16 protein-coding genes are annotated in these 19,439 nt (G+C 72.5%); 9 read left to right on the top strand and 7 right to left on the bottom strand.

Translation table 11 applies throughout. From position 1 onward, the window contains the following. Positions 1-163: 163 nt before the first annotated feature. From ACFV46_RS04850 to ACFV46_RS04830, 5 genes are read right to left on the bottom strand one after another with little or no spacing between them, the layout of a single operon-like run. Positions 164-1,276 (bottom strand): sensor histidine kinase, encoded by a 1,113-nt coding sequence (locus ACFV46_RS04850; protein ID WP_385497019.1) that lies wholly within the window; start codon positions 1,274-1,276, stop codon positions 164-166. Beyond that, on the bottom strand, positions 1,269-1,946 hold the full coding sequence (locus tag ACFV46_RS04845) for a response regulator transcription factor (protein WP_376727243.1): 678 nt from the start codon (positions 1,944-1,946) through the stop codon (positions 1,269-1,271). The genes ACFV46_RS04850 and ACFV46_RS04845 overlap by 8 nt, the downstream gene beginning before the upstream one ends. A gap of 9 nt (positions 1,947-1,955) precedes the next feature. Then, positions 1,956-2,618: a VanZ family protein gene (locus ACFV46_RS04840; RefSeq protein WP_385497018.1), complete on the bottom strand. Its 663-nt coding sequence runs from the start codon at positions 2,616-2,618 to the stop codon at positions 1,956-1,958. Further along, entirely contained in the window at positions 2,615-2,884 is a 270-nt protein-coding gene (locus ACFV46_RS04835; protein WP_385497017.1) for a DUF397 domain-containing protein, read from the bottom strand. The genes ACFV46_RS04840 and ACFV46_RS04835 overlap by 4 nt, the downstream gene beginning before the upstream one ends. Then, positions 2,856-3,695, bottom strand: a complete 840-nt coding sequence (locus tag ACFV46_RS04830; protein ID WP_385497016.1) for a Scr1 family TA system antitoxin-like transcriptional regulator — start codon at positions 3,693-3,695, stop codon at positions 2,856-2,858. Before ACFV46_RS04830 ends, ACFV46_RS04835 begins: the two co-directional genes overlap by 29 nt. A 401-nt stretch (positions 3,696-4,096) precedes the next feature. On the opposite strand from ACFV46_RS04830, the gene ACFV46_RS04825 reads away from it, so the two are divergent. From ACFV46_RS04825 to ACFV46_RS04815, 3 genes are all read left to right on the top strand, one after another. Then, positions 4,097-5,254 carry an alpha/beta hydrolase family protein gene (locus ACFV46_RS04825; RefSeq protein ID WP_385497015.1) on the top strand — a complete coding sequence of 386 codons (1,158 nt, stop codon included), beginning with the start codon at positions 4,097-4,099 and terminating at the stop codon, positions 5,252-5,254. A 368-nt stretch (positions 5,255-5,622) separates the two neighbouring features. Further along, positions 5,623-6,411 (top strand): ABC transporter ATP-binding protein, encoded by a 789-nt coding sequence (locus ACFV46_RS04820; RefSeq protein ID WP_385497012.1) that lies wholly within the window; start codon positions 5,623-5,625, stop codon positions 6,409-6,411. Then, the gene (locus ACFV46_RS04815; RefSeq protein WP_361923525.1) at positions 6,408-8,978 is read left to right on the top strand and encodes an FtsX-like permease family protein; all 2,571 of its coding nucleotides are present in this window, start codon (positions 6,408-6,410) and stop codon (positions 8,976-8,978) included. Before ACFV46_RS04820 ends, ACFV46_RS04815 begins: the two co-directional genes overlap by 4 nt. A gap of 72 nt (positions 8,979-9,050) precedes the next feature. Here ACFV46_RS04815 and ACFV46_RS04810 read toward each other — a convergent pair whose 3' ends face one another. After that, positions 9,051-10,499: a DUF2079 domain-containing protein gene (locus ACFV46_RS04810; protein WP_385497011.1), complete on the bottom strand. Its 1,449-nt coding sequence runs from the start codon at positions 10,497-10,499 to the stop codon at positions 9,051-9,053. A 181-nt stretch (positions 10,500-10,680) separates the two neighbouring features. Here ACFV46_RS04810 and mfd point away from each other — a divergent pair, with 181 nt between their 5' ends. Further along, positions 10,681-14,211 (top strand): transcription-repair coupling factor, encoded by a 3,531-nt coding sequence (gene mfd / locus ACFV46_RS04805; protein WP_361923531.1) that lies wholly within the window; start codon positions 10,681-10,683, stop codon positions 14,209-14,211. Between the two features lie 136 nt (positions 14,212-14,347). Here the strand turns inward: mfd and ACFV46_RS04800 are convergent, their stop codons facing one another. Continuing rightward, positions 14,348-14,533, bottom strand: coding sequence for an Rv0909 family putative TA system antitoxin (locus tag ACFV46_RS04800; RefSeq protein ID WP_361923534.1), 186 nt, complete (start codon positions 14,531-14,533; stop codon positions 14,348-14,350). Between the two features lie 196 nt (positions 14,534-14,729). Between ACFV46_RS04800 and ACFV46_RS04795 the strand changes: the two genes are divergently transcribed. The 5 genes from ACFV46_RS04795 to ACFV46_RS04775 all read left to right on the top strand — a co-directional run bounded on the left by ACFV46_RS04795 (position 14,730) and on the right by ACFV46_RS04775 (position 19,438). Next, positions 14,730-15,500, top strand: coding sequence for an HNH endonuclease family protein (locus ACFV46_RS04795; RefSeq protein WP_385497010.1), 771 nt, complete (start codon positions 14,730-14,732; stop codon positions 15,498-15,500). Between the two features lie 57 nt (positions 15,501-15,557). Then, positions 15,558-16,301 carry an N-acetyltransferase gene (locus ACFV46_RS04790; protein ID WP_385497009.1) on the top strand — a complete coding sequence of 248 codons (744 nt, stop codon included), beginning with the start codon at positions 15,558-15,560 and terminating at the stop codon, positions 16,299-16,301. A gap of 194 nt (positions 16,302-16,495) precedes the next feature. Further along, entirely contained in the window at positions 16,496-17,110 is a 615-nt protein-coding gene (locus tag ACFV46_RS04785; RefSeq protein WP_361923542.1) for a hypothetical protein, read from the top strand. Between the two features lie 38 nt (positions 17,111-17,148). Continuing rightward, on the top strand, positions 17,149-18,642 hold the full coding sequence (locus tag ACFV46_RS04780; protein WP_385497172.1) for a protein kinase: 1,494 nt from the start codon (positions 17,149-17,151) through the stop codon (positions 18,640-18,642). Positions 18,643-18,799: 157 nt separating this feature from the next. Next, positions 18,800-19,438, top strand: a complete 639-nt coding sequence (locus tag ACFV46_RS04775; protein ID WP_361923545.1) for a SurA N-terminal domain-containing protein — start codon at positions 18,800-18,802, stop codon at positions 19,436-19,438. The last annotated feature ends 1 nt before the right edge of the window (position 19,439 follow it).

Raw genomic sequence — 19,439 nt, 5'->3', positions numbered from 1 at the left:
GTGGCTCGGGTCCGGTGCGGCGGACCGCAGGGAGGTGGGGGGCGGGCGAGCCACGCACGTTACTTCGGAGTACGGGTGAGCGCGAGGGTTTCGACAAACTGATCGGTCGGTATATGGGATCGCTATCAAGCCGTGTCTGACCTGCGGTGTTACCGCCGTTAACTCAGACTTTTGCGCTGCCTGGCGGCCCGCTGTCCGGCCACGCGGCCGGCAGCAGCACCGTGACCAGCAGGCCGCCGCCCGGCCGGGGCACGAGATCGAGGCTCCCGCCGTGGGCGCGGACGACGCTGTGCACGATGGCCAGACCGAGGCCCGCGCCCGCGTGCTCGTCGGTGCGGACGCGTTCCGTGCCGCGCCGGAACGGCTCGGTCAGTGTCGGCACGAGGCCGGGCGGCACCGGCGGGCCGGTGTTCTCCACCCGCAGCTCGCCCAGGTCCCCCCGTGTCCCCGTCCGCACGGTGACGGTGCCGCCCGCGGGGAGGTTGTGGACGACGGCGTTCTGGACGAGGTTCGTCACCATCCGCAGCAGCAGCTCCGCCGAGCCGCCGACCGGGGCCGCCCCGCCGGAGACGTCCAGCGTGATGCCGCGTTCCTCGGCCCGGGGGAGCAGCACCTCGGCGGCCTCCTCGGCGAGCAGGGACAGGTCGACGGTCTCCCGGGCGAAGTTGCCCCGGTCGCTGCGGCCGAGCAGCAGCAGCGCCTCCGTCAGGTCGATCGCACGGGCGTTGACGGCCTGGAGGCGGGCGAACACCTCGTCGTGGTCGCCGTCCGGGTCCCGGCGGGCGACGTCGAGCAGGGCCTGCGAGATGGCCAGCGGGGTGCGCAGTTCGTGCGAGGCGTTCGCGGCGAACCGCTGCTGCTCGGCCACGTGCGACTCCAGCCGCTCCAGCATGCCGTCGAAGGCGTCCGCCAGTTCACGGAACTCGTCCTGACGGCCCTCCATGCGGATGCGGTGCGACAGCGATCCGCTCCCGGCCGTCCGCGCGGCGGCGGTGATCCGGGTGAGCGGTGCCAGCATCCGCCCGGCGAGGACCCACCCGCCGCCGAGGCCGGCCACCAGCAGCACCCCCATCGTCACGGCCGCCGCGCGCCCGAAGATCCGCGACAGCAGATACCGGTTGGGTGAGATCCCCAGCAGACCCTGCGAGTTGTCCGGCACGTACCGCAGCAGGAACACCCACACCACCGCCAGCAGGACCGCCCCGGTGACGAGGACGACGCCGGCATAACTGAGGGTGAGTTTGAGCCGGGTGCTCGGACCGGGGCGCCTAGGCACGGGTGTCGCCTCCGGTGTCGATGCGGTAGCCGACCCCGGGGACCGTCGCGATGACCCAGGGCTCGCCCAGCCGTTTGCGCAGGGCGGACACGGTGATGCGGACCGCGTTGGTGAACGGGTCGGCGTTCTCGTCCCAGGCCCGCTCCAGCAGCTCCTCCGCGCTCACGACCCCGCCCTCGGCGGACACCAGAACCTCCAGCACCGCGAACTGCTTCCGGGTCAGCGCCACATGGCGTCCGTCCCGGAACACCTCCCGGCGGAACGGGTCCAGGCGCAGGCCCGCGATCTCCCGCACCGGAGGCCGGGCGTGCGCGCGCCTGCGGTCCAGCGCCCGCAGCCGCAGGACGAGTTCCCGCAGGTCGAACGGCTTGGTGAGGTAGTCGTCCGCGCCCAGCTCGAACCCGGACGCCTTGTCGTCGATCCGGTCGGCGGCGGTCAGCATGAGGATCGGGATGCCGCTGCCGGACGCCACGATGTGCCGGGCGACCTCGTCGCCGGACGGGCCGGGGATGTCACGGTCGAGGACGGCGATGTCGTAGGAGTGGACGCTCAGCAGCTCCAGGGCCGTGTCGCCGTCCCCGGCGATGTCGGCCGCGATCGCCTCCAGCCGCAGGCCGTCCCGGACCGCCTCGGCCAGATACGGCTCGTCCTCCACGATCAGTACGCGCATGTCCGCAGCCTAGGCAGCGGTGCGTACCGCCGGCGTATGCGACGACGGCCGCGCCGCGACCCGCCACCAGCGGCGCGACGCCAGCCCGGCGAGCGCGGCACCGGCCGCGTTCACCAGGACGTCGTCCACCGACGACACGCGGTCCAGGCGCAGCACGTACTGCGCCGTCTCGACCACGACCGAGCAGCCGGCTCCCAGCGCCAGCACGCGCGGCACGGACGCCAGGGCCGCGTACCGCATCGGGGCGAAGAAGCCGAGGGCCGCGAAGACGAGCAGATTGCCGGTGATCCCGAGTGCGCCCATCGTGGCCAGGTCCCGCAGCGGGACGAGGCTGACCCGGCCGGGGCCCCGGCCCGCCGCCGCGCCGGGCATGAGGACCAGCCAGACGAACGGCACCGTGCCGTGCACCATGCCGACCTCGGCCAGCGACAGCCGCCACGCCGCCGGGACCCCGCGAGCGCGCCGGCGCCACACGAGCGCCCCCGCGACCAGGACGGCCAACGGCACGGTGAGCAGGGTCATCAGCACCACGCCGTTGAACGTGTCGAGGCAGCCGTGCCACCGCCCGGCCATACAGGTCGGCGCGGACATCATCAACGGCCGCCGCAGAAGGAACAGGACGGCCGCCACGCCGAGCAGGGCCGTGCCGAGAAGGGAGAGCTTGCGGGTCATGCCTCCATGACAGAGGCCGCACTGTTGCGTCGGCGTACGCCGTTCTCGATACGCCCGCGATACACGCCGCCGACGAAGGCGGTCCAGGCGGGCGCGGAGAAGAGGAGGGCTGGTCCGGTGGGGAGCTTGCTGTCACGGACGGGGACGGAGGGGTGTGCCGTGTCGGCGACTTCGAGGCAGTCGCCGCTGTCCCCGCCGCTGTGGCTCGACTTGCGCCACGAGGTCAGGACGGAGGCGTCAGGGATGCGGTGCTCGGTGCGCTTCATGCTCGTAATCCTCCGCGGCAGACCTGAGGAGGGCCAGAGATGCCCGGTGCGACAACGCGTCGCCCAGCGCGTGATCGTAGGCCACCTGGCATTCGCGGACCACGGACGGCAGTTCCCAGACGCGGCCGTTCCGCAGACCTTCCACGTAGGCGACAGGCGGAAGGTCCTCGAACCACATCAGGGAGACGAAGCCCTCAAGCAGCGCGTGATATCCGGCCGAGAAGGGCAGGACGTGCACACGGATGCGCCGGGTCTCTCCGAGCGACAGGACGTGCCGGAGCTGTTCCGCCATCATGGCGGGCCCTCCGATCGGCCGTCGCAGCACGGCCTCGTCAAACACTGCCCACACGGTCGGGGTGCCGGGATCGTCGAGGATGCGCCCGCGTTGGAGCCGTGTGACAAGCAACGCGTCACGTTGCTCGTCGCTCCTCTGCGTGGCGCCGGAACTGAGCACCTCGCGTGCGTACGCGGGCGTCTGAAGGATGCCGGGCACCAACTTCGGCGCGTACAGCCGGATCTCCGTGGCCTGCCCCTCGAACTCGGCGGCGCCTTTGAAGTGTTCCGCCACCTTGCGACCGTCCAGGACCGGCAGGAAGTTCTCGAAGAAACCGTCCGTACTCAGCACCTGGTCGAGGCGCCGGGCGTCCTCGGTGTCCGGTCTGCGGCGGCCGCCCTCGATGTGCGCGATATGCGTCCGCGACATCACCGCCCGCTGGCTCAGCTCCTCCTGCGTCAGCCCCGCCGCCTCCCGGCGCCGTTTCAGCTCCGCCCCGTACTGCTCCCGCGAACGCGGATTGTCCTCGATGGCCACCCCGGCGACTCCCCTCCGTGCGGACTCCGTTGTCACACTGAGCCACCTTCCGAGCGTACCCACGGTGACGTCACTCTGTGTCGGAGACGGCACGGAAAGTGAAAGGTGGCGACGTGGAACAGGCTGAGCAGGAGAAAGACCCGTTCGAGGAGGTGCCCGGGCCCGCGCTCACGCTGCGTGTCTCCCGGGACGGCGGGCGGACGTGGGGACCGAGGGTGACGTACCAGCCGTCCCGCAAGGACACGCCCTTCGACCTCGCGGGCCGCTTCCCGCCCTGCCGATGCCCCCGGTGTGTACGACCCGGGTAGGACACGGGGGCGGCCCGTGGTGCCAGGGGGCACCCCCGGCCTACGACCCCGTGGGGACGCCCTGCCGGGGGTGCCCGGCATAGCGTCCACCGCATGATCCGATCACGCCTGTTACCGCCGGTGGCGGCCGCCGCGCTCCTCCTCGGCCCTGCCCTGACCCTGCCGGCCGCCGCCGCGGGCCCGGCCGCACCGGCCGCGTCCGCCGCGCGCTCCGCGCCGGCCCAACTCCCGCGTCCGACGGGCCCGTACGCCGTCGGACGCGACGCCCTCCACCTCGTGGACACCGGCCGCCCGGACCCGTGGGTGCCCTCCGCCGGGCCACGGCAATTGATGGTGTCCCTGTCCTACCCGGCGCGCCGGGGCACGGGCGGGCCGACGGCGCCGTACATGACGCTCGACGAGGCCCGGTACCTGATCCGGCTGCGGGCACCCGAGGCGACCGCCCCGCCGGAGGTCATCAGCGGGGTCCGGACCTGGGCGCACACCGGGGCGCGGCCCGCGCCCGGCAGGTTCCCGCTCGTCGTGCTCTCGCCCGGCTTCTCGTTCCCGCGCTCCACGCTCACCGGTCTCGCCGAGGACCTGGCCAGCCGAGGGTACGTCGTCGCGCTGGTCGACCATCCGTACGAGAACTCCGGTACCACGCTGCCCGACGGGCGGACCCTGCCGTGCGTCCTGTGCGAGGAGCCTCCGCAGGGCGGGATGCGGGCCGTCGCCGAGAGCCGGGCCGTGGACGTGTCCTTCGTGCTCGACCGGCTCACCGGGCCGCGCCCCGCGTGGCGGCACGCGCGCATGATCGACGCCCGGCGGATCGGCATGGGCGGGCACTCCATCGGCGGGGACGCGGCCGCAGCCACGATGGCCGCCGACGCGCGGGTGCGGGCCGGCGTGAACATGGACGGCACCTTCTTCGCCCCCGTCCCCGCCGGCGGCCTCGACGGGCGGCCCTTCCTGATGTTCGGGGCCACCGACCGTACGGCGGACCGGACCTGGGACGACGCCTGGGCCGGCCTGGACGGCTGGAAGCGATGGCTGACCGTCACCGGGGCGGACCACGGCTCGTTCACCGACGTGCCGCTGCTCGGGGAACTGGCCGGCATCCCCGACACCGCCGCGCTGCCCTACGCGCGGGGACAGCACCTCACGCGCGCGTACGTCGCCGCCTTCTTCGACCGGCACCTCAAGGGCGTGCCGCGACCGCTGCTCGACGGTCCCTCAGCGGCGTACCCGGAGATCTCCGTCCGCCGTCCCTGACACCCGTCCCCGAACCGCCGGGACGGCTTCCCGCTTGATCCTCACGCGGCGGGAGGGTGGAGGCTGAGTGGGCCGAAGGGCGCAGCGACCCTGACGCGGCCTCCACCCCAGGGGGGAGAGCCCCTAGGGGTACCTCCGTACCAGGTCTCGGGGAGGGTTGGTACCGGCGGAGGACGAGAGGGCGGGGGCCGCGTCCTTAACCTGGCTTTACGCCGCCGGGGGGTGGCTGACCGAACCGGTGGGGGTGGGGTTTTCCCCCGCAGAAGACGGGGCCGGGCACCAGCGCGCCGGACCCCCTCCCGACACGAGACTGAACGCCGTAACGAGATGGCGTGCAGCGCCTGCTGAACCGACTGAGGAGACATACCGTGACTTCGGCTGTGACCATTCCCAGGCATGGGGGTACTGGAGGGGCTACGGCCGTTGCCGCGCGGGCGCGGCAGGTCGTGAAGGCGTACGGGTCGGGGGAGACCCGCGTCGTCGCCCTGGACCACGTGGACGTCGACATCGCCCGCGGGCAGTTCACCGCGATCATGGGTCCCTCGGGGTCCGGCAAGTCCACCCTGATGCACTGCCTCGCCGGGCTCGACACCGTCACCAGCGGGCAGATCTACCTGGACGAGACCGAGATCACCGGTCTGAAGGACAAGAAGCTCACCCAACTGCGGCGCGACCGCATCGGGTTCATCTTCCAGGCGTTCAACCTGCTGCCCACGCTGAACGCCCTGGAGAACATCACGCTGCCGATGGACATCGCCGGCCGCAAGCCGGACAAGGCGTGGCTCGGGCGGGTCGTGGACACCGTCGGCCTGTCCGACCGGCTCAAGCACCGGCCCACGCAGCTCTCCGGCGGCCAGCAGCAGCGCGTCGCGGTCGCCCGCGCCCTCGCCGCCCGGCCGGAGATCATCTTCGGTGACGAGCCCACCGGCAACCTGGACTCCCGCGCCGGCGCCGAGGTCCTCGGCTTCCTGCGCACGTCCGTGGACGAGCTGGGGCAGACCATCGTGATGGTCACCCACGACCCGGTCGCCGCCTCCTACGCGGACCGGGTGCTGTACCTCGCCGACGGACGCATCGTCGACGAGATGTACAGGCCGACGGCCGAGGCCGTCCTCGACCGCATGAAGGACTTCGACGCCCGGGGGCGCACGTCATGACCGTCGTGAAGACCTCGCTGCGCAACTTCTTCGCGCACAAGGGCCGGATGGCGCTGTCCGCGGTGGCGGTACTGCTGTCCGTGGCGTTCGTGTGCGGCACGCTCGTGTTCACCGACACGATGAACACCACCTTCGACAAGCTCTTCGCGGTCACCTCCTCCGACGTCAGCGTCAGCCCCAAGGACGCCGAGGACGAGGACGACGGCGCCGGCACGGGCCGGCCCGCCTCGCTGCCGGCCTCGGTCGTCGAGCAGGTCGCCTCGGCCGAGGGCGTCAAGAAGGCGGAGGGCGCGGTCAGTTCGCTGAACGTGACCGTCGTGGACGCCGACAACAAGAACATGGGGTCGTCCACCGGGGCGCCCACCCTCGCCGGCAACTGGACCGAGAACGACCTGCGGTCCATGGAGATCACCTCCGGGCACGCCCCGCGCGGACCCACCGAGGTGATGGTCGACGCCGACACCGCCGACAAGCACGACCTGAAGCTCGGTGACGAGCTGCGCACCATCGCCGCCACCGGCGACATCCGCGCGAAGATCGTCGGCATCGCCTCCTGGAAGGTGACCAACCCGGGCGCGGCCGTCGTCTACTTCGACACCGAGACCAGCCAGCGCGCCCTGCTCGGCGCCACCGGCCGCTTCACCCAGGTCTCCGTCACCGCCGCGGACGGCGTGAGCGACACCCAGCTCAAGCGGAACGTGGCCCAGGCCCTGGACGGCTCGTACAAGATCCAGACGGCCAAGGAGAACGCCGACGAGAACCGCAAGGACGTCGGCGAGTTCATGGACATCATCAAGTACGCCATGCTCGGCTTCGCCGGGATCGCGTTCCTGGTGGGCATCTTCCTGATCATCAACACCTTCTCGATGCTGGTCGCCCAGCGCACCCGCGAGATCGGCCTGATGCGGGCCATCGGCTCCTCGCGCCGCCAGGTCAACCGGTCGGTGCTGGTGGAGGCGCTGCTGCTCGGCTTCGTCGGCTCCGTCCTCGGCGTCGGCGCGGGCGTCGGCATCGCCGTCGGCCTGATGAAGCTGATGTCGATGGCCGGGATGAACCTGTCCACCGACGACCTGACGGTGAAGACGACGACCCCGGTGGTCGGCCTGATCCTCGGTGTCGTGGTGACGGTGCTGGCCGCCTACCTGCCGGCCCGCCGCGCCGGGAAGGTCTCCCCGATGGCCGCCCTGCGCGACGCCGGCACCCCGGCCGACGGCAAGGCCGGCCGGGTCCGGGGCCTGATCGGCCTGGTCCTCACCGGCGCGGGCGCGGCCGCCCTGTACGCGGCGGCCACCGCCGACAAGGCGAGCGACGGCGCACTGATGCTGGGCGGCGGTGTGGTGCTGTCCCTGATCGGCTTCGTCGTCATCGGCCCGCTCCTCGCGGGCGGTGTGGTCCGGGTGATCAGCGCGGTGCTGCTGCGGGCGTTCGGGCCCGTGGGCCGCATGGCCGAGCGCAACGCCCTGCGCAACCCGCGCCGCACCGGCGCCACCGGTGCCGCCCTGATGATCGGCCTCGCCCTGGTGGCGTGCCTGTCGGTGGTCGGCTCCTCGATGGTCGCCTCGGCGACGAGCGAGCTCGACAAGTCGGTCGGCGCGGACTTCATCGTGATGAGCCAGCAGCAGCCGATCGTGCCGCAGGCCGAGAAGGCCATGGAGGACACGCCCGGCCTCTCCCACGTCACCCACTACAAGAGCGTCGACGCCACCCTGACCTCGCCGGACGGCAAGACCGACGACTCCGGCGTCACGGCCGCCGACCCGACGTACGCCGAGGACCTGCGCCGTACGACGACGCAGGGCACCCTGTCCGCCGCCTACGGCAAGGACGCCATGTCGGTCGGCAGCGACTACGCGAAGAAGCACGGCGTGCACGTCGGCGACACGATCACCGTCGCCTTCAAGGGCGGTGAGACGGCGAAGCTGAAGGTCGCAGCCATCACCGACGACGACACCGCCATCGACCAGGGCGCCCGGTACCTGAGCATCGACACGCTGCGCACCTACCTGCCCGCGGACCGCATCCCGCAGAACGTGATCATGTTCGCCAAGGCGGAGGACGGCAAGCAGGACGCCGCGTACGCCGCTCTGAAGAAGGCGCTCGACCCGTACCCGCAGTACCAGGTCCGCGACCAGACCGACTACAAGGAGGAGCTGAAGGACCAGGTCGGCCAGCTCCTGAACATGGTCTACGGCCTGCTGGCCCTGGCGATCATCGTGGCGGTCCTCGGCGTGGTGAACACGCTGGCCCTGTCGGTGGTCGAGCGGACCCGGGAGATCGGCCTGCTGCGCGCCATCGGCCTCTCCCGCCGGCAGCTGCGCCGCATGATCCGCATGGAGTCCGTGGTGATCGCCCTCTTCGGCGCCCTGCTGGGCCTCGGCCTGGGGATGGGCTGGGGTGCGACCGCCCAGCGGCTCCTCGCCCTGGAGGGCCTGGACGTCCTCGAGATCCCGTGGGGGACGATCGGCGGGGTGTTCATCGGCTCGGCCTTCGTGGGCCTGTTCGCCGCCCTCGTGCCGGCGTTCCGGGCGGGCCGGATGAACGTGCTCAACGCCATCGCGACCGAGTAGCCACCGCACACGGGGGTTGCGGGGGACGGGCCCGGCCCGGAGGGGGACACCCTCCGGGCCGGGCCGCTGCCGTCACCGGCCCTGCCGCTCCAGCAGGACGACCCCGTAGGCCGTGCCCTGGACGGCGTACCGGGCGTCGGGGTGCAGGGTGCGGGCGTACGCCTCGACGTCGCGGTAGCGCTTGCGGGAGTTGTCCAGGGCGATGTAGTCCGGGTCGACGCCCTGGGTGTTGCTGACCCAGAACACCCGGCAGCGCGAGGTGAGGCGGCTGATCGGGGCGATGTTCGCCTCCACGGAGGCGCCGTCCGGGACCTCGGCGAGCAGGCGTTCGACGGCGGTGACCCGCTCCGGCTTGCGGTAGATCTCGGCCTCGGTCACGGCGGCCAGCGGCAGCGACGTCGTCAGCGCCAGGGAGGCGCCCGCGACGGCGGCCGGCAGGTGCCGGACGTACGACCGCAGCCACGGGCGGGGGCTGTGCCGGGCGGTGTGCACGGCGTCGACGAGGGCGAGGGCGGCGACCGGCATCAGGACGGCGCTGTAGTGCCAGTCGGTGCCCCAGTACTGCGGGTACGAGGAGACGAACCGCCACCCGATGGTGGGCAGCGCCACGAGCAGCAGCGGGGAGCGCAGGGCGAGCAGCCCGGTCGTCGGTATCAGGATCCAGCCGAGGGTGCGGAGCTTGGTGTCCAGGCCGTCCAGCGGCCCCCCGCCGCCCGATTCGCCCACCTTGTTCCAGTAGTCGTAGGAGCCCGCCGAGTTGAACGCCGGTATCAGCACCAGCAGGGTGACGGCGACGGCCACGGCCCCGAACGCGGCGACGCCGACCGCGTACCGGGCCGCGCGCGGGGAGGTGCCGCGCGCCCGCCAGGCGACGACCACGGCGAGGGCGCTCAGCGTGAACCCCAGGTCCTCCTTCACGAGGACCAGCGGCAGCGCCCACAGCAGGGCGGCCCGCCAGCGCCGGGCCAGGACCGCCTCCAGCGCGAACGCGAGCAGCGGCACGGCGAAGCAGATCTCGTGGAAGTCGAAGTCGACGGCCTGCTGGATGCCCCAGGACAGCCCGTAGGAGACGCCGACCGCAAGACCGCGCCCCCGGCCCAGCAGACGGGCGGCGGCCCGGGCGACCGGGACGGCCGACAGCGCGAACAGCGCCGCCTGCGCGACGAGCAGGGTGACGGAGGACGGGAACAGCCGGTAGACCGGCGCGAGCAGCACGGTCACCGGGCTGAAGTGGTCGCCCAGGATGTTGAACCCCGGCCCCTTCAGATCGGCGACCGGCGCCTGGAGGTGCGCGTAGGAGCGTACGACCTGCTCGAAGATGCCGAGATCCCACGAGCGCTGCCCCAGATGGCGGTACCGCCCCACGGACACGACGGCGTACCCGACGAACAACACGACGGCCAGCCCCCAGCCGTCCCACCGCCCGGCCCTGGCCGCCGACTCCCCGGCACGCGGCTCGCCCCCCGGTATCGCGGGGTCCGGGGAGGCATCCGATATCGCGGAGGCGGCTGGGGTGGGCATGGGGGGACTTTACGTGGCGGGGGGTGGGGGGCCGGGACCGGGCCGGGGAGCCGTGGGGGTGATCGTGGGTTGTCCACAGGCCCCGGCGTCCGTCCTCGTGGCGACGTACGCTGGAACACCCGGCCCGTCTCCCGTGTCGGGCCCTTCGCGTTGCCCATCCCTTTGGACGGAAAGCTCCTCCATGAGTCTGCACGGTCTGCTCGACGCCGTAGTCAAGGACGCCGCCCTGGCGGAAGCGATCGCGGCGGCCGCGGACGGCAACCGCATGCACGTCGACCTGGTCGGCCCCCCGGCGGCCCGCCCCTTCGCGATCGCGGCCCTCGCCCGCGAGACCGGCCGTCCCGTCCTCGCCGTCACGGCGACCGGCCGGGAGGCCGAGGACCTGGCGGCGGCGCTGCGCTCGCTGCTGCCCGAGCAGGGCGTCGTGGAGTACCCGTCCTGGGAGACCCTGCCCCACGAGCGCCTCAGCCCCCGCAGCGACACCGTGGGACGCCGCCTGGCCGTGCTGCGCCGGCTCGCCCACCCCCGGCCCGACGACCCGGAGACCGGACCGGTGTCCGTGGTCGTGGCGCCCGTGCGCTCCGTCCTCCAGCCGCAGGTCAAGGGCCTCGGAGACCTGGAGCCGGTGGCCCTGCGCACCGGGCAGACTGCCGACCTGAACGCCGTGGTGGACGCCCTCGCGGCCGCCGCCTACGCACGCGTGGAGCTCGTCGAGAAGCGCGGCGAGTTCGCCGTGCGCGGCGGCATCCTCGACGTCTTCCCGCCCACCGAGGAACACCCGCTGCGCGTCGAGTTCTGGGGCGACGACGTCGAGGAGATCCGCTACTTCAAGGTCGCCGACCAGCGCTCCCTGGAGGTCGCCGAGCACGGCCTGTGGGCGCCGCCCTGCCGTGAGCTGCTGCTCACCGACGAGGTGCGCGAGCGGGCGCGGGTGCTGGCAGAGGAGCACCCCGAGCTGGGCGAACTGCTCGGCAAGATCGCCGAGGGCATCGCCGTCGAGGGCATGGAATCCCTGGCGCCGGTCCTGGTCGACGACATGGAGCTGCTGCTCGACGTCCTGCCCAAGGGCGCCATGGCCGTCGTCGCCGACCCGGAGCGGGTCCGCACCCGCGCCGCCGACCTGGTGGCGACCTCGCAGGAGTTCCTGCAGGCGTCCTGGGCGGCCACCGCGGGCGGCGGCGAGGCCCCCATCGACGTCGGCGCGGCCTCCCTGTGGTCCATCGCCGACGTCCGGGACCGGGCCCGCGAGCTGGACATGATGTGGTGGTCGGTGTCGCCGTTCGCCGCCGACGACGAGCTCGACACGGACACCCTGAAGCTGGGCATGCGCGCCCCCGAGTCCTACCGCGGCGACACGGCGAAGGCGCTCGCCGACACCAAGGGCTGGCTCGCCGACGGCTGGCGCACGGTCTTCGTGACCGAGGGCCACGGCCCGGCGGCCCGCACCGTCGAGGTGCTCGGCGGCGAGGGCGTCCCGGCCCGTCTGACCATCGACCTGGAGGAGATCTCCCCGTCCGTCGTGCACGTCGCGTGCGGCTGCATCGACTACGGCTTCGTCGACCCCGCGCTCGGCCTGGCCGTCCTCACCGAGACCGACCTGACCGGGCAGAAGGCGGCCGGCCGCGAGGGCGCCCGGATGCCGGCCCGCCGCCGCAAGACCATCGACCCGCTCACCCTGGAGGCGGGCGACTACATCGTCCACGAGCAGCACGGCGTCGGCCGCTACATCGAGATGGTGCAGCGCACCGTGCAGGGCGCCACCCGCGAGTACCTGGTCGTGGAGTACGCCCCGGCCAAGCGCGGCCAGCCCGGCGACCGGCTGTACATCCCCACCGACCAGCTGGAGCAGATCACCAAGTACGTCGGCGGCGAGTCGCCCACCCTGCACCGGCTCGGCGGCGCCGACTGGACCAAGACGAAGGCCCGCGCCAAGAAGGCCGTCAAGGAGATCGCCGCCGACCTGATCAAGCTCTACAGCGCCCGCATGGCCGCGCCGGGACACGCCTTCGGCGGCGACACCCCCTGGCAGCGCGAGCTGGAGGACGCCTTCCCGTACGCCGAGACCCCGGACCAGCTGACGACCATCGCCGAGGTCAAGGAGGACATGGAGAAGTCGGTCCCGATGGACCGCCTGATCTGCGGCGACGTCGGCTACGGCAAGACGGAGATCGCGGTGCGCGCGGCCTTCAAGGCCGTCCAGGACGGCAAGCAGGTCGCCGTGCTCGTGCCGACGACCCTGCTGGTGCAGCAGCACTTCGGCACGTTCTCCGAGCGCTACTCGCAGTTCCCGGTGAACGTGCGCGCGCTGTCCCGCTTCCAGACCGACACCGAGGCGAAGGCGGTCCTGGAGGGGCTGCGCGACGGCTCGGTGGACGTGGTCATCGGCACCCACCGGCTGTTCTCCTCCGAGACCAAGTTCAAGGACCTCGGCCTGGTCATCGTCGACGAGGAGCAGCGCTTCGGCGTCGAGCACAAGGAGCAGCTGAAGAAGCTCCGCGCGAACGTCGACGTCCTGACGATGTCCGCGACGCCGATCCCGCGCACCCTGGAGATGGCGGTCACCGGCATCCGCGAGATGTCCACGATCACCACCCCGCCGGAGGAGCGGCACCCGGTCCTCACCTTCGTCGGGCCGTACGAGGAGAAGCAGATCGGCGCGGCGATCCGCCGCGAGCTGCTGCGCGAGGGCCAGGTCTTCTACATCCACAACCGCGTCGAGTCGATCGACCGGGCCGCCGCCCGGCTCCGCGAGATCGTCCCGGAGGCGCGGATCGCGACCGCCCACGGCCAGATGTCGGAGCAGGCGCTGGAGCAGGTCGTCGTCGACTTCTGGGAGAAGAAGTTCGACGTCCTCGTCTCCACGACGATCGTCGAGTCCGGCATCGACATCTCCAACGCCAACACCCTGATCGTGGAGCGCGGCGACAACTTCGGCCTCTCGCAGCTGCACCAGCTGCGTGGCCGGGTCGGCCGCGGCCGCGAGCGCGGGTACGCGTACTTCCTGTACCCGCCGGAGAAGCCGCTCACGGAGACCGCGCACGAACGGCTCGCCACCATCGCCCAGCACACCGAGATGGGCGCGGGCATGTACGTGGCCATGAAGGACCTGGAGATCCGCGGCGCCGGCAATCTGCTGGGCGGCGAGCAGTCCGGGCACATCGCGGGCGTCGGCTTCGACCTGTACGTGCGCATGGTCGGCGAGGCGGTGGCCGACTACCGCGCCTCGCTGGAGGGCGGTGTGGAGGAGGAGCCGCCGCTGGAGGTCAAGATCGAGCTGCCGGTCGACGCGCACGTCCCGCACGACTACGCGCCGGGCGAGCGGCTGCGTCTGCAGGCGTACCGGGCCATCGCCTCCGCCAACTCGGAGGAGGACATCAAGGCCGTCCGCGAGGAACTCGTCGACCGCTACGGCAAGTTGCCCGAGCCGGTGGAGAACCTGCTGCTGGTGGCCGGGCTGCGGATGCTGGCCCGCGCGTGCGGGGTCGGCGAGGTCGTGCTGCAGGGCAACAACATCCGGTTCGCGCCGGTGGAGCTGCGCGAGTCGCAGGAGCTGCGGCTCAAGCGCCTCTATCCGGGCACGGTCATCAAGCCGTCGGTCCACCAGGTGCTGGTGCCGCGCCCGAAGACCGCGAAGGTGGGCGGAAAGCCGCTGGTCGGCCGGGAGTTGCTGGGCTGGGTCGGGGAGTTCCTGACCTCGGTCCTGGGATCCTGACGGTCCCCGGGGCCTGACTCACCGGCCCCGGCTCACCGGCGGACCAGCGTCGCCGCCAGGCCCGGCACAGGGAGCCGTCCGCGGGACGTCGGTCCGCGCGGACGGCTTGTCTCGGGCTGGGCGTGGGTCTACGGCCTCACGGCTGGTCGGGCTTGTCACGGTCCATGCCGGCCTGACGCTCCATCCGCTGCTGGGCGTCGTCGATCTGGCTCTCGTACTTGCTGCCCGTCTTCTCGTTGACCTTTCGCTCCGCGGCGTCGGACATGTCGCCGGCCTTGTCCTGCGCCTGGCGGTTGCTCTTGAACCTGTCGAAGATGCCCATCCAGAGCTCCTTCCCGAGTGACTCACGATCGACGATACGCCGGACTTGCGTGCTATGCGCACTTGGCCGGTTTATGGTCTGGACCTCCTGGATGCCCCTGTGCGCCGGGCGGTTACCGTGTGCATGACCGGGAACCGGGGAAGACACAGAGCCGGAGCCGAGGGGCATCGGGGCAGGCCAGGGGAGGGACGGCAGCGTGAGGCGTCTGAGGGGTGGGGCGGCGACCGCCGCGGCGGTGCTCGGCACGGCACTGCTGCTGGGAGGCTGCGAGAACGTCGAGCTGCCCGCACCGGAAGGGACGTCCGGCGCCGGTCCGGCCGCCGGCTCCGGACGCGCGGCCAGCCCGCTGGACAACGCCGACGGCACCGAGCCGGGCCTCGCGCCCCTCACCTCGGACGCCGACCGGGCCGAGGCGCGAGCCCTCATCGAGAAGGTCGCCACGAAGGGCCGCGGCCCGAAGACCGGCTACGAACGGGACGCGTTCGGCTACGCCTGGATGGACTCGGCGCCCGGCGGCGTCCCCTTCTCCCGCAACGGCTGCGACACCCGCAACGACCTGCTCAAACGCGACGGCCAGGACGTCCGCTTCCGCTCCGGCTCGAACTGTGTCGTGACGTCGATGACGCTGGACGACCCGTACACGGGCCGGACCATCGAGTGGACCAAGTCCCGCGCCACCACCGTGCAGATCGACCACGTCATGCCGCTGTCCTACGACTGGCAGATGGGCGCCTCGCGCTGGCCCAAGGGCAAGCGGCAGGACATCGCCAACGACCCGCTCAACCTGCTTCCGGTCGACGGCCCCACCAACAGCTCCAAGGGCGACTCCGGCCCCGCCGCCTGGCTGCCCCCCAGCAAGGCGATCCGCTGCTCCTACGCGGTCCGCTTCGCCCAGGTCTCCCTCAAGTACGAACTGCCCGTGACCAAGGCCGACAAGGAGATGATGCTGCGGCAGTGCGGCGGCTGAGACCGCCCCGCGGAAAAGGACTTTGCTCGCCTCACCGGTCGCCCTACCGTGACCGGCATGGAGACGAAGGTGTGGAGTCTGGCCGAGCGGCCCGAGCGGACCGGGGCGGTGCTCGGCATGGCGGACAGCTGGCCGGAGCTCGTCCTGCACGACCTCATGGGGAACAGCCACTACGGCCGCATCCCCGCCGAGCTCCCCGAGTACGTGCTGTTCGCCGAGGACGAGCGGGGCGAGGTCGTCGCCCACGCCTTCAGCGTGCCGTTCGCGCTGCGTGCCGAAGGGCGCGGCACCCTGCCCGCCCGCGGCTGGGACCAGGTGCTCCACTGGGCCTTCGCCGACCTGCGGAACGGCACCCGGCCCGACACGGTCAGCGCCATCTCCGTCGTCGTCGCCCCGCACGTCCAGGGCGCCGGCCTGTCCGCCCGGATGCTCGGCGCGATGCGTGACAACGCCCGCGCGCACGGCTTCACCGAGGTCGTCGCGCCGGTCCGGCCCAGCGCCAAGCACCTCGAACCGCGCACCCCCATCGAGGAGTACGTCCGCCGTGTGCGCCCCGACGGGCTGCCGTACGACCCGTGGATGCGGGTCCACGTGCGCGCCGGAGCCACGGTCGACTCCGTCTCCCCGGCCTCGATGACCGTCGTCGGCTCGCTGGAGATGTGGCGCGGCTGGACCGGGCTGCCCTTCGACACCGCGGGGGACGTCGAGGTGGAGGGGGCGCTGGTGCCGGTGCGCTGCGAACCCGACAGGGACCTGGCCGTGTACGTGGAACCCAACGTGTGGATGCGCCACCCGCTCTGACGGCCGAGCGGAAGCGCGGCCTCCGCCACCTGCGGCATCGCACGAGGTGATCAGCACGACAACGATCCGGTACAACCGCTGACCGGACCTCGGTGTCGACCTATACGCTCGAAGCGGCCGTCGCGCGACCGAGGTTGCCCCGAGCGTGCGGGACCGGCCGGAACCGTCCACTCGTCAGGCGATCAGGAGCAGTCATGCAAGGCCACGGCTACCCACAGCCGGTGAAGCGGCCGCCGTCCACCGGGACGCTGGTCTTCCTGCGCGTGCTGTTCGTCGTGGTCGCCGTGATGAGCTTCGGCCTGCTGACCTGGGCGATGATGCTGCGCCTGGCCCTCGTGACCCGCCGGGCGGCCGACTGGTGGCTGTTCGCGGCGTCGATCATGGTGCCCTACTTCGGGCTCTACCTGATCGGCTCCGAGCCCGGCGACGAGATCCACACCGCCGGCGGCTGGCTGGGCCTCGTCCTGCTCCTCGGCGGCATCGTCGCCGCGATCGCGTACTACCTCGCCGCCGACATCCGCCACTTCCACCAGGCGCACCTCGCCACCGGATACGCCCCGCAGCCGCACTCCGGCCCGGCGTACGGCTACCCCCGGCCCCCGTCGCCGTACACCGCGACGACCGTGCCGTCGGTCCCGCCCCACACCCCGGTGCCCCCGCTCCCGCGCGACTCCACGCCCGTGCCGCCGCCCCCGCAGCGCCCCGCGCCCGCCCGCATCGACCAGGTGCGCGCCGAACTCGACGAGCTCAGCGACTATCTGCGCCGCCAGGACGGCCGGCCCGACGGCACCCGTGAGGGCGGGCTGTGACCGCGACGGCGGGACGTGTCGTCTCCGGCCGCTACGAGCTGTCCGCCCTCATCGGGCAGGGCGGCATGGGCCAGGTCTGGACGGCCTACGACCAGCGGCTCGACCGGCGCGTGGCGGTGAAGCTGCTGCGCCCCGACAAGGTGGCCGGGCAGGAGGCGGACGAGCTGCGCCGCCGCTTCGTGCGCGAGTGCCGGGTGACCGCGCAGGTCGACCACCCCGGGCTGGTCACCGTGCACGACGCGGGCAGCGCGGGCGAGGAGCTGTTCCTCGTCATGCAGTACGTCGACGGCGTCGACCTCTCCGCCCACCTCGCCGAGCGGGAGCCGTACCCGTGGCCCTGGGCGGTCGCGGTCGCCGCCCAGCTGTGCGCGGTGCTCAGCGCCGTGCACGCGGTGCCGATCGTCCACCGCGACCTCAAGCCGCGCAACGTGATGGTGAAGCAGGACGGCACCGTCACCGTCCTCGACCTCGGCGTCGCGTCCGTCATGGACACCGACACCACCCGCCTCACCCACACCGGCTCCCCGATCGGCTCGCCCGCCTACATGGCCCCCGAGCAGGCGATGGGCGGAGCCGTCGGCCCGTACACCGACCTGTACGCGCTCGGCGTCCTGATGCACGAACTGCTCAGCGGGGACGTGCCGTTCTCCGGCTCGACCGCGCTCGGCGTGCTGCACCGGCACCTGTACGAGCCGCCGAAGCCGGTGCGCCAGACCCGCCCCGAGGTCCCCGAGGCCCTGGAGGCGCTGGTCCTGCGCCTGCTCGCCAAGGACCCCCAGCACCGCCCGGCCTCCGCCCAGGAGGTCTACGAGGCCCTGGAGACGCTGCTGCCCGCGCGCGGCACGCCCAGCGGGGAACCCCTCGACCCCACCCGCCCCTTCCTGCGCCCCCACGCGCCGTGGCCGGACCGCGCCCGCACCCCCGCGCCCCAGCCCGCGCCCGCCGCCCCGGCACCGCCCGCCGACGAGAAGGCCGACGTGGCCCGCGCCGTCGACGAGGTCAAGCGGCTCCTCGGCGAGGGCCGGATCACCCAGGCCGTCGACATCCTCGGCGCGATCCTGCCCGTCGCGGCCGAACAGCACGGCACCCACTCACCGGTCGTGCGCACCCTGCGCAAGCAGTACGCGGCCACGCTCATGGACGACGGCCAGTACCGGCGCGCCCTGCCCGAGCTGCGCCGCCTCGCCGACGAACGGGCCTCCGAGGCCGGCCAGGCCGACCCGCAGTCCCTGCGCTTCCGCTACGACGTCGCCCAGTGCCTGGAGCAGCTCGGCGAACCGGCCGCAGCCCTCGCCGAGTACCGCGCGCTGCTGCCGTACTACGAGAACCAGTACGTCTCCGGCGACCCCGTGCTCGCCCACGACGTGCGCCGCCGCATCGGGCACCTCCTGCTCGCCCTCGGGGACCGGCCCGCCGCCCACGACACCCTGGCGCGGCTCCTGATGGACGTCGAGCGGCTGCACGGCCCCGCCCATCCCCTCGCCGCGGAGGTCCGCCGCACCCTGCAGTGGCTGGGCCAGGTGCGCGGCTGACGATCCGCCCCGCATGGCCCCGTCCGGCGGGCGCGTCGGTGCCGGAAGTCCTGGTGAATCGTTGGTCCCATGGGTTGGCCAGAGCCTGCCCACTGCCTACCATCGATCATCGCAAGACTTTGTGCACCGTCGCACAAGCGCCCCTCGGGAGGTCTCCTTGCACCGCCGCCGTCGTACCGCGCTCCTGCTCTCCGCCGCGCTCGCCGCGGCACCCCTGCTCACCGCGTGCGGAAGCGACGCGCATCCGGGCGCGGCCGCCGTCGTCGGAGACCAGCGGATCACCGTCGCCCAGCTGGAGAACCGGGTGAGCGAGGTACGCGACGCCCAGCGCGCGGCCGTCCCCGACGAGGCCGCCTACGCCCAGGTCGTCGCCAAGTCCGGCACCCTCCCGCGCGACGTGCTGCACACCATGGTCCTCGACCGGGTGCTGCACCGGGCCGCCCTCGACCGCGGGGTGAGCGTCACCCGCAAGGAGGTCCAGGAGATGCGGGACGGCCTGGAGAAGCAGGTCGGCGGCGCGAAGGCGCTCGAGACGTCCTGGCTCCAGCAGTACGGCGTCCCGCCGCAGCGTCTCGACGACAACCTCCGCCTCCAGCTGGAGGCCCAGAAGCTCGCCACCGCGCTCGGCACCGACACCGGCAAGCCCGCCTTCTGGGACGCGCTGGCCGCGGCCTCCAAGAAGCTCGACATCGACCTCAACCCCCGCTACGGCACCTGGGACGCCCGCCAGAGCGCCCGCACGGACGCCAAGGCCCCCTGGCTGCGCGAGGTCACCGCGCCCCAGCAGCCCGCGTAGC

Source organism: Streptomyces sp. NPDC059852 (assembly GCF_042731455.1).
Lineage (GTDB): Bacteria > Actinomycetota > Actinomycetes > Streptomycetales > Streptomycetaceae > Streptomyces.
This window is presented reverse-complemented; position numbering and strand designations above follow the sequence as displayed.

Excerpts from the sequence above, each read along its gene's own strand:
- ACFV46_RS04785 (WP_361923542.1), top strand. The coding sequence starts at position 16,496 with ATGCAAGGCCACGGCTACCCACAGCCGGTGAAGCGGCCGCCGTCCACC.
- ACFV46_RS04810 (WP_385497011.1), bottom strand. The coding sequence starts at position 10,499 with ATGCCCACCCCAGCCGCCTCCGCGATATCGGATGCCTCCCCGGACCCC.
- ACFV46_RS04845 (WP_376727243.1), bottom strand. The coding sequence starts at position 1,946 with ATGCGCGTACTGATCGTGGAGGACGAGCCGTATCTGGCCGAGGCGGTC.
- ACFV46_RS04835 (WP_385497017.1), bottom strand. The coding sequence starts at position 2,884 with ATGAAGCGCACCGAGCACCGCATCCCTGACGCCTCCGTCCTGACCTCG.
- ACFV46_RS04815 (WP_361923525.1), top strand. The coding sequence starts at position 6,408 with ATGACCGTCGTGAAGACCTCGCTGCGCAACTTCTTCGCGCACAAGGGC.
- ACFV46_RS04840 (WP_385497018.1), bottom strand. The coding sequence starts at position 2,618 with ATGACCCGCAAGCTCTCCCTTCTCGGCACGGCCCTGCTCGGCGTGGCG.
- ACFV46_RS04800 (WP_361923534.1), bottom strand. The coding sequence starts at position 14,533 with ATGGGCATCTTCGACAGGTTCAAGAGCAACCGCCAGGCGCAGGACAAG.
- mfd (WP_361923531.1), top strand. The coding sequence starts at position 10,681 with ATGAGTCTGCACGGTCTGCTCGACGCCGTAGTCAAGGACGCCGCCCTG.
- ACFV46_RS04825 (WP_385497015.1), top strand. The coding sequence starts at position 4,097 with ATGATCCGATCACGCCTGTTACCGCCGGTGGCGGCCGCCGCGCTCCTC.
- ACFV46_RS04790 (WP_385497009.1), top strand. The coding sequence starts at position 15,558 with ATGGAGACGAAGGTGTGGAGTCTGGCCGAGCGGCCCGAGCGGACCGGG.